Below are 9,421 nucleotides of genomic sequence, written 5' to 3' on the forward strand. Positions count from 1 at the left end.
GTACGGCGGCACGGGGGCCCTCCTCGACGGCGGGTGCGGGGCGCGGGGCTCCCGCTCCCCGCACCATAGACGCCGCCTCAGCCCGGCAGGAGACCGCCCGGACGGGAGCGGACCACGGTACGGCGGCACGGGGGCCCTCCTCGACGGCGGGTGCGGGGCGCGGGGCTCCCGCTCCCCGCACCATAGACGCCGCCTCAGCCCGGCAGGAGACCGCCCGGACGGGAGCGGACCACGGCGGTCAGCGCCTCGGCGAGGATGCGTACGCCGTCCTCGGTGAGCACCGACTCGGCGTGGAACTGCATCGAGGCGAAGCCGGGGCCGCGCAGCGCGTGCACCTCGCCGGTGTCCGGGTCGCGGCTGACCTCGATGACGCCGAGCTCGGGGTGGGTGAGCTTGTCGTCGGCGCTGCGGGCGGCGAACGTGTTGTAGAAGCCCACCCGCTCGTACGCGCCGAACAGGTCGATCTCCTTCTGGACGCCCTGGTTGGGGGTGTCGCGGCGGGCCAGGCCGAGGCCGAGGAGGGTGGCGAGGACCTGGTGGCTGAGGCAGACCGCGACGAACGGGCGCCGCTCGTCGAGGAGCCGGGTCACGGCCGCCCGCAGATGGGCGATCTTGGGGTGGCCGGTCTCCCGGGGGTCGCCGGGGCCGGGGCCCATGACGACCAGGTCGTGGTCCTCGAAGCGGTACGGCTCGTCGAACCGGCGGACCGTCACCTCCACGCCCAGGGCGGCCAGTTCATGGCCGATCATCGCGGTGAAGGTGTCCTCCGCGTCGACGATCAGCACCCGGCGCCCGGCCAGCTCCTCGACGGGTGCGGCCCGCCCGGCGGGGTCGCGCAGCCAGAAGCGGGCGAGGCGGTCGTTGCGCCGCGCCAGCGCCTCGCGCACCCGCGCGTGCCCGGCGAACCGTCCGGCGGGACCCGGGCGGGGTGCGCCGCCCGCGCCCGCGTCGAGGGCGGCGAGGAGCCCCGCGGCCTTCGCCCGGGTCTCGGCGACCTCGCTCACGGGGTCGGAGTGGCGCACCAGGGTCGCGCCGACGCCGATACTCAGCCGCCCCTCGGCGCTGATGTCGGTGGTGCGGATGAGGATGGCGGAGTCCAGGGCGCGTCCGCCGTGCTCGTCGCGGCCGATGAGGGCCATGACCCCGCTGTAGTAGCCGCGTCCCTCCGGCTCGTACCGGGTGATCACCTTGCAGGCGCTCTCCAGCGGGCTGCCCGTGACGGTGGGGGCGAACATCGTCTCGCGCAGGATGTCGCGCACATCGTGGGAGGTGCGGCCCTCGATGAGGTACTCGGTGTGGGCGAGGCGCCCCATCTCCTTCAGGTACGGGCCGACGACCCGGCCGCCGCCCTCGCAGATCCGGGCCATCATCTTGAGTTCCTCGTCGACGACCATGTAGAGCTCGTCGGCCTCCTTGCGGTCGGCCAGGAACGCCATCACCCCGGGCAGGTCGGGGCCGACCGCCGGGTAGCGGTAGGTGCCGCTGACGGGGTTCATCACGGCGGTGCCGCCGCGCAGGCTGACATGGCGCTCGGGACCGGCGCCGACGAAGGTGCGCCCGCCGGTGTGCACCAGGAACGTCCAGTACGCACCGGACTCCCGCTCCACCAGCCGCCGGAAGAACGACAGGGCGCTGTGCGGGGTGTACGGCGTGATGTCCGCGACGAAGGAGCGCTTGATGACGAAGTTGGCTCCCTCGCCGCTGCCGATCTCGCGCTCGACGACCTCCCGGACGATCTCGGCGTAGCGGGCGTCGTCCACGTCGAAGCGGCCGTCGGCGAGGACGACCGGCTCGTCCGGCAGTCGCCGCAGGGCCTCGGCGAGCGGCAGTTCGCCCTGCTCGGCCACGGACATCACGAGCAGCGGCTCGCCGTCGTCGGTGCTGGTGAAGCCGCGCTCGGAGATCTGCCGGTACGGCACGACCGCCAGCACCTCGTGGCGGGCGCCCGGCCCGGCGGGCGCGTCCGGCACCGGGATCGCGGCCAGCGTGTCGACGGCCGTGACGTCGCCGAGCAGCACCTCCAGGACGTCCCGGCCGACCGTCTCGGGCCGGTACAGCAGGGCGTACGCGGCGGGATCCCGGTCCAGCACACGGCCGAGCAGGTCCCGGCCGAGCAGGTCCCGGCCGCGCGGGCCGCGGTCCAACGGGATGCCGTCCGGCGGGTTGCCGTCCAGCAGGCCCTGGTCCAGCGGGTCGCGGTCCGCCGGGGGCCGGTCGTCGCTCACCGGTGGGTCCCGTCCGCGGGGGCGAGCCCGGCCAGGACCGCCTTGGTGGTGGTGACCACCGCGCAGCGCCCGGCCGCGTACTCCAGGGCGAGGCGGTGGTGGCGCTCGGCGAAGTCCGCGACCGCGTCCGCCACCAGGAAGGGCTGGATGTCGTGGGTGAACGCCTCGACCGCCGACATCAGCACGCCCACGTGCGCGTACACCCCGCAGACCACCAGCTGGTCGCGGCCCGCCGCGCGCATCCGCGCCAGCAGGTCCGACCGGAAGAACGCGCTGTAGCGCCACTTGGTGAACAGCCAGTCGTCCGGGCCCGGTTCGAGCTCGTCCACGATCCGGCGGTCCTCCGGGGTGACCCCCATGCCCGGCCCCCAGAAGTCCTTCAGCAGCCCGCGCTCCCGCTCGCTCATCCCGCCGGGCTGGGCCGTGTAGGCGACCGGGATGCCCGCGGCGGCGCAGCTCTCGCGCAGCAGCACGGTGTTGCGCACCAGGGGGCCGCCGGGCGACTGGTCCGCGGGCAACGGCCGCAGGAAGTAGCGCTGCATGTCGTGGACGAGCAGCACCGCCCGGGCGGGATCGACCGTCCAGGCCGCGGTGTTCGCGGGGAGGTCGCCCTCGGCGGGCATCGGATACGGCTCGATGGTGGGCAGGCCCGCCATGGATCGTCCTTTCGCTGTGCCGGTACGGGTGCGCGGTCGGGTCAGCCGAGCCAGGACGAGGCCACCGTGAGCGCCTGGCGCGGGTTGAGCCGCGGATCGCAGAAGCTCGTGTACTTGTCGCCCACCTCGTGCAGCCGGTCCTGGTCGCCGACGCACTCGGTGACGTCGTCGGGGGTGGTCTCCAGATGGATGCCGCCCGCGGTGCCGCCCGCCGTGGTGACCGCGCGGTGGAACTCCACGACCTCCCGTACGACCGTCTTCACCAGCCGCGTCTTGAGTCCGTCGGGCCCGATGACGGTGTTGCCGTGCATCGGGTCGGTCAGCCAGATCACCGGGTGGCCCGCCGCGCGCACCGCCGCGACCAGCGACGGCAGCCGCTCCCCCACGGTGTCGGCGCCCATCCGGGCGATGAGGGTGAGGCGGCCGGGCACCCGTCCGGGGTCGAGCCGTTCGCAGAGCGCCAGCAGGTCCGCCGAGGTCATCGCCGGACCCACCTTGCACGCCACCGGGTTGGCGACGGCCGCGAGCAGCGCCACATGGGCGCCCTCGAGGTGCCGGGTGCGCTCGCCCACCCACGGCCAGTGGGTGGAGGTGAGCACCGGCCGGCCGTCGTCCCGGGCGCGCAGCGAGGGCAGTTCGTAGTCGAGCAGCAGCGCCTCGTGGCTCGTCCACACCGGGGCCTCGTGGCGCGCCCCGCGCCCCGGGCCGCTCCAGCCGAGCAGCTCCAGGATGCCGCGCGCGGCACGGTAGCCGGTCAGCATCCGGGTGGGGTCGGCGCGGCGCAGCTCGGGGTCGGGTTCGGGGGAGTTGACCATATGGCCCCGGTAGACGGGCAGTTCGACCCCGGCGACCGTCTCGGTCGGGCGGGAGCGGGGCTTGCCGTACTGGCCGGCCAGGCGTCCGACCCGCAGCACCGGCTTGTGCGAGGTCATCCGCATGACCCCGGCGAGCATGTCGAGCAGCCCCGTCTTGCGGGCCACGTCGCCGTGACCGCTCTCCGCCCAGTCCTCGGCGCAGTCGCCGCACTGCACGACCTGGACGCGTCCGGCGGCGACCTCGGCCAGCCGCGCGTGGAGGCGGTCCACGTCGTCCGCCTCGACGAGCGGCGGCAGCGCGGCGAGCTCGCGCCGCACCCGTACGAGTTCGGGGTGGTCCTCCCAGTCCGGTTGCTGCACCGCGGGCAACGAGCGGAGGAACGTGTGGACGCTGTTCACCTGATGCCTCCCTGCGTGGCGTGGCACCGCTCACCCGAGGTGCGGATCAGGAAGCGGCCGGACGCCGACTCTCGCGGACCGCGGGAGGAAAACCGAAGGGCGTATCACGGACTCCGTGACATGCGGGCGGAACATGGGCCGGACTTGACGGAGTGTCCCTCCCGGCCGGGTCGCTCCCGTGCCGTGTCCCTCCCGTACCGCGCCACTGCCGTACCGCGCCGCTCCCGTACCGATCCGCTCCCGTACCGCGCCGCTCCCGTACCCGCGAGAGGAAACGCCCCGCCCCCGGCGCCGGGGGCGCGGTGGTCCAGTCACCACCGGGGCGCACGGTGGCGCGTGGCGTCCCGCGGGGAAGGAGTGCGCGGGCGGGCCGGCAGTGGCGAGCCACCCACCCGGCGGCGCGACGGGGTGCCCCGTGCACCTCGCCCCTCCCCCGGGCCCCGGCCATTGTCGAAGGGGTGGCTCCGACCGGCCGCCCAGAGCTTCCAGGGGGTTCCCGTGAACGTTCCCGCCGGCAGTACGAGGCCCGCCCGACACCGTCCCGCCGCCGCGATGCAACGCACCTCACCCGCGGTGATGTACGAGCGCGAGTTCATGCTCAGGGACATGAGCAGCACGCTGTTCGCGTCCCTGCCCAGGCGGGACCAGCGCCACAAGGGGGAGCAGTATCTGCGCGGGCTGCTCACGGCGAAGGGGCGCCGCTCCATCCGCAACGTGGCGGCCTGCCTGGGCGATCCCACCCTGGAGCAGACCCTCCACCACTTCATCTGCAACTCCACCTGGGAGTGGCGGCCGGTGCGCGAGGCGCTGGCCTGCTGGCTCGGCCACCTCATCGCCCCGCGGGCCTGGGTGGTGCGGCAGACCCCGATCCCCAAGTCCGGCCGCCACTCGGTGGGCGTGGGCCGCGGCTTCGACCTCCACCGCAACCAGATGTTCCACGGCCAGCAGGCTTTCGGGGTGTGGTGCGCCTCCCCGGAGGCGGCGGCGCCGGTGAACTGGCGGCTGGTCCTGCCGGAGGGGCGGGGCGAGGATACGGCCCCGGGCGCGCCCGGCGGAAGGTACCGCGGCCACACCGGTGAGACGCCCGAGGAGTGCGCCACCACCGCGGCGCTGGACTTCGCGGACCTGCACGGCGCCCCGCTGCTGCCCGTGGTCCTCGATCTGCCCGCACGCGACCCGGACGCGGTGGTACGGCGGTTCGGCGCGGCCGGGGTGCCGGTGCTCGTGCGCGTCGGGGCGGAGGCCCGGTTCACCGTGGAGGAGCCCGCCCCGGCCCGGTTCGGCACGGGCGCGCTGCCCGCGCACCGCATCCTCGACTCGGTCCGGGGCCGCCGCCAGCGGGTCGGCGGGTTCGACCCGGCCGCCCCCTCGGGCGTACGGCACACCGCCGCGGTCAAGGTACGGGTGGGGCTGCCGGGCGGGACACCGGTGCCCCGGGACGCCCGCGAGGGCGCTCTGGCGCTGCTCGGGGAGTGGCGGCAGCCGCACGGGGCGCCCAGCGGACTGTGGCTGACCAACATGGGCGGGGTGCCCGCCGCCACGCTGCTGGGCCTGACCCGGCTGACCGACCGGGTCGGCCGGGACTTCGCCGAGCACGGGGACCGGGCGGGGCTGCGGGACTTCGAGGGGCGCTCCCTGCGGGGCTGGCACTGCCATATGACGCTCGCCTCGGCGGCCCACGCCCTGCACGTCCTGACCGCGCGCCGCGGGCCGGTGGAGGGCTACTTCCCCAAGGTGTCCTAGGACTACTTCCCCAAGGTGTCCTGAGGCCCCCCGGCGCTCTCCCGTCTGCCGGGCACCGCCTCGCGCCGGCGGCGCAGCACGTCCCGGGCGCGCAGCAGCCGTAACGCGAGCTGTGCCTCGGTGGCGCGCTCGGGCCGCTGCCAGCCGGGGCCGAGGAGCTCGGTGATGCGTTCCAGGCGGCGGGTGACCGTGTTGGGGTGGACGTGCAGACCGCCCGCCGCGCGGGTGGGGCTGCTGCCCGCGGCGAAGTACGCCTCCACCGTCTCCACCAGCCGCGTCATCCGCTCGGCGTCGTGGTCGAGGACCGGTCCGAGGACGGAGGCGACGAACCCGTCGACGTCCTGGTCGTCGGAGAGCAGCAGCCCGAGGAAGCCCAGGTCGTCGAGGGAGGCGGCGCTGCCCGCGCCGTCCAGCGCGAGCAGCGCGTCGAGGCAGCGCAGCGCCTCCTGGTACACCGGGGCCACCGAGGCGAGCGAGTCGGCGGGGCCCGCCGAGGCCACCGTGACGGGCTCGGCGAGGAGCGGCGACAGCTCGCCGGACACCGCGCGGGCGACGGCCGAGGCGTCGGCGCCGGGCAGCAGCAGCACGATGTCGCCGTCCTGCGCCTTCATCAGCCCCGAGCCGCGGTAGGCGTACGAAGACGCCCACACCACGGCCTTGCCGTGTTCCGCGCCCGCCGGCCGGGCCACCACCACGACGTGCGGCGCGTCCGGGTCCAGGCCCAGCTGCCGGGCCTGGCGGCCGAGTTGGTCGGGCGACTGCGTGGCGACGGCGGTGAGCAGGGTGTCGAAGAACTCCTCGCGGGGCGGTCCCTCGGCCCCGGCCGTGCTGCGCCGCACGGCGAGCAGCAGCGCCACCGCCTGCCCCACGAAGCCGAGGAAGGCCCGCTCGTCCTCGGTCGGCTCCCGCCCGTCCTCCGCCGCCTCCGGCCCGCCGGTCCGCAGCAGCACGAGGCCGGGCTCCCCGCCCGCGCCGACGGGCGCGGCCCAGACGCCGGGGGCGACACGCACCGGACCGCCCGCCGCGTGCGCCTCCAGGGCCGCTTCTCGTATCCGCCCCTCGTCGAGGTCCGGCGCATGACCGGCGCCCGCGAGGGTGCGCCCGCAGCCGTCGCTCACCACGAGTCCGGCGCCGAGCGCCGTGGCGGCGGCCTCGGCCAGCTCGTGCGGGTCCCCGCCGCCCAGCACCAGCGCGGCCAGCGCCGCCCGGGCGTCGGCGAGCTGCCGCAGCCGCGCGATGGCGGCCTCGGCGCGGACGCCGGCCGACTCCAGCGCGACGATCTCCTGCCGCGAGCGTTCCAGCAGCCGGGCCTTCTCCAGGGCGACCGCGGCGAAGTCCGCCAGGTACCGCATGACGCTGATCTCGTCGGGGGTGAAGTGCCGCACGACCCGGTCGGCTCCGTACAACGCCCCTATGGACGCACCGCCCTGACGGATCGGCACCACCAGGATGGCGTGCAGACCCTCGGCCCGGACGACCGCGTCGAGCTGCTCGCCGTGCGGGATGCGGTCGTCGTTGAGGTAGTCGGAGGTCCAGGCGGGCGCCCCGCTCTCGTGCGCCAGCTCACCGAGACCGCGGCTCCGCTCGACCACCAGCCCGATGTTGAGCGAGGTGGTGTCACCGTCCGAACTGTGGACGTACGAACCGCCGCCGGGCGTACGCAGACTGATGTACGCCATGTCGAACCCGAGCAGTCTCCGGGCGCGGCTGGTGATGACCTCCAGCAGGCTGTCGGGGTCGTAGGGGATGGTCATGTCGTGGACGGTGTCGACCAGGTCGGCCATCACCGACTCCCGTTGCCGGCGCTGATGACCGGAGGCCTGGATCTTCAGGGCGAGCCGGGTCGCCCTCTCCCACTCCTCCAGCGGGGCGGGCGGCAGTTTCTCGCGGCGGGCCCGGTCGAGCAGCTCCTGAAAGTGCCCCGGCGGCGCGTCGACGGCGAGCAGTTCCAGAACGACCAGGGCCGGGGAGTCCGATAACGCGTTGCCGTCCGCCATGCCGCCGCCCCCCATAGGCTCGGAAGAGGGCACGAGCCCCCATCGAACCTACGTTCCTCCGTAGGGCGGGTCAAGGGCAGGTCAAGGAGCTGACCAGCGCACTAGTCCGACTCGAGCGGGCGACGGGGTTGGTGCGTGCGGGGGACGGGGCCGCGGGTCACACGTAGATCGTGCCCCGGGCGAGGACGGCCCCGTGGCCGCCGACGTGCACCGCGCGGACCTTCTCCCCCGCACCCTCGACGTTCGCGTACATCGGGGACGGGCGGCCCATCTCGACGCCCTGGAGGATCTCCAGGTCCTGGCCGTAGGAGGCGAGGCCGTGGCGTGCCAGATGGATGGCGACGGGGCCGGCGGCGGAGCCGGTCGCCGCGTCCTCGACGACGCCGTACGCCGGGGAGAACATCCGAGCGCGCCAGTGCGTGCCGGAGCCCGCGAAGCAGTACGCCGACATGTCGGGGAAGGCGCGCAGCGCGTGGTGGTCCGGGGTCAGCGCGGAGAGCGCCGCGACGCTTCCCAGGCCGACGAGTACGTGCCGGGGCCCGTTGCGGTAGGCCTCGACGGGGGTGACCGAGGTGTCGAGCCCGAGGGCGGCGAGCAGCGCCCCGGCGTGCTCGTACGGCTCCCAGACGGGCACGGGCTGGGCCATCCGTACGGAGGTGGCGTCGTCGCCGTGGACCAGCTCGAAGGGGATCGCGCCCATGGCGGTCTCCAGGACCAGCCGGTCGGCCTTGCGCGGGCGCCCGACGGCGACCGCGGTGCCGAGGATCGGATGCCCGGCGAACGGCAGCTCGTTGACGGGTGTGAAGATCCGCACATGTGCGTCGCCGCCGTGCCGGGCGGGGAGCAGGAAGGTGCACTCGGAGAGGTTCATCTCCTTGGCGATCCGCTGCATCACCTGGGCCGGCAGATCCCCGGCGTCGAAGAAGACGGCGACCGGGTTGCCTTCGAGCGGGGTACGGGCGAAGGCGTCCACGACGGTGTACTCATGCATGGAACGGCGGCTCCTTGGGCGGGGCGCGGGCCGGGGTCGGGCGGGGGTTCATGTGGGGGCTCAGGTGGGGCTCAGGTGGGGATGCCCTCCCGCTTCACCACCGGGACGGGGATGCCCAGGGCGCGGAGCTGCTGGTTGGGGTTCATGAACTCCCGTTGCAGCTTGATCTTCCCGTTCTCGAACTCAAAGGAGTGGAGGAAGTGGTTCCGGTAGTACCCCTCGGGGTAGCCCGGGAAGAGGATCTTCCCCTCGCCGTCGCACTCCACCCAGAACCGGTCCGGATCCTGCGTCTCGAAGATCTCCACATTGATCCACGCCCAGTCGGGGAAGCACTTCAGCGACCACACGGCGTGCTCGCCGAGGGGGTCGCGCCCGCGGATGGCGATGGGCTCACCGGTGTCGGTGGTCCACAGACCGCCGACCCCGTCCTCGGTGAAGAGCAGATGACGCCGGAGCCGGTCCTCACCGCGGCAGTTCATGTACTGCTCGACGACGCCCCGATTGCTCCGCCGGACCTCGGCGGCGGCGTCGTCCTGGAACGTGTGCGACCGGGTGGTCTCGGACATGGCGCGGTCCTCCAAGTGCTGCGTCGGCG

At 74.4% G+C, this 9,421-nt stretch carries 7 protein-coding genes; 1 reads left to right on the plus strand and 6 read right to left on the minus strand.

The genetic code is table 11. The annotated features are described in order from the left end of the window. Positions 1–194 precede the first annotated feature (194 nt). From ACJA3G_RS21485 to ACJA3G_RS21495, 3 genes are all read right to left on the minus strand, one after another. Positions 195–2,150: an anthranilate synthase family protein gene (locus ACJA3G_RS21485; protein WP_406554652.1), complete on the minus strand. Its 1,956-nt coding sequence runs from the start codon at positions 2,148–2,150 to the stop codon at positions 195–197. A gap of 71 nt (positions 2,151–2,221) precedes the next feature. Then, complete coding sequence (locus tag ACJA3G_RS21490) at positions 2,222–2,881, minus strand: isochorismatase family protein (protein ID WP_406554647.1); 660 nt, start codon at positions 2,879–2,881, stop codon at positions 2,222–2,224. A gap of 41 nt (positions 2,882–2,922) precedes the next feature. Further along, positions 2,923–4,095, minus strand: a complete 1,173-nt coding sequence (locus ACJA3G_RS21495; RefSeq protein ID WP_406554648.1) for a 3-deoxy-7-phosphoheptulonate synthase — start codon at positions 4,093–4,095, stop codon at positions 2,923–2,925. Between the two features lie 606 nt (positions 4,096–4,701). Between ACJA3G_RS21495 and ACJA3G_RS21500 the strand changes: the two genes are divergently transcribed. Then, positions 4,702–5,838 (plus strand): IS701 family transposase, encoded by a 1,137-nt coding sequence (locus tag ACJA3G_RS21500; protein ID WP_406554649.1) that lies wholly within the window; start codon positions 4,702–4,704, stop codon positions 5,836–5,838. Between the two features lie 2 nt (positions 5,839–5,840). On the opposite strand, the gene ACJA3G_RS21505 is transcribed toward ACJA3G_RS21500, so the two are convergent. The 3 genes from ACJA3G_RS21505 to ACJA3G_RS21515 form a co-directional block, all read right to left on the minus strand. Beyond that, positions 5,841–7,835 (minus strand): helix-turn-helix domain-containing protein, encoded by a 1,995-nt coding sequence (locus ACJA3G_RS21505; RefSeq protein ID WP_406554650.1) that lies wholly within the window; start codon positions 7,833–7,835, stop codon positions 5,841–5,843. Between the two features lie 157 nt (positions 7,836–7,992). Beyond that, a complete protein-coding gene (locus ACJA3G_RS21510; RefSeq protein WP_406554651.1) occupies positions 7,993–8,826 on the minus strand; it encodes a PhzF family phenazine biosynthesis protein in 834 nt (277 codons plus the stop codon). Between the two features lie 71 nt (positions 8,827–8,897). Next, positions 8,898–9,392, minus strand: a complete 495-nt coding sequence (locus tag ACJA3G_RS21515; RefSeq protein ID WP_406554653.1) for a PhzA/PhzB family protein — start codon at positions 9,390–9,392, stop codon at positions 8,898–8,900. Between the last annotated feature and the right edge of the window lie 29 nt (positions 9,393–9,421).

The organism is Streptomyces sp. YS-3, assembly GCF_045257485.1.
Classification (GTDB): Bacteria; Actinomycetota; Actinomycetes; order Streptomycetales; family Streptomycetaceae; genus Streptomyces.

Excerpts from the sequence above, each read along its gene's own strand:
- ACJA3G_RS21490 (WP_406554647.1), bottom strand. The coding sequence starts at position 2,881 with ATGGCGGGCCTGCCCACCATCGAGCCGTATCCGATGCCCGCCGAGGGC.
- ACJA3G_RS21500 (WP_406554649.1), top strand. The coding sequence starts at position 4,702 with ATGAGCAGCACGCTGTTCGCGTCCCTGCCCAGGCGGGACCAGCGCCAC.
- ACJA3G_RS21505 (WP_406554650.1), bottom strand. The coding sequence starts at position 7,835 with ATGGCGGACGGCAACGCGTTATCGGACTCCCCGGCCCTGGTCGTTCTG.
- ACJA3G_RS21510 (WP_406554651.1), bottom strand. The coding sequence starts at position 8,826 with ATGCATGAGTACACCGTCGTGGACGCCTTCGCCCGTACCCCGCTCGAA.
- ACJA3G_RS21515 (WP_406554653.1), bottom strand. The coding sequence starts at position 9,392 with ATGTCCGAGACCACCCGGTCGCACACGTTCCAGGACGACGCCGCCGCC.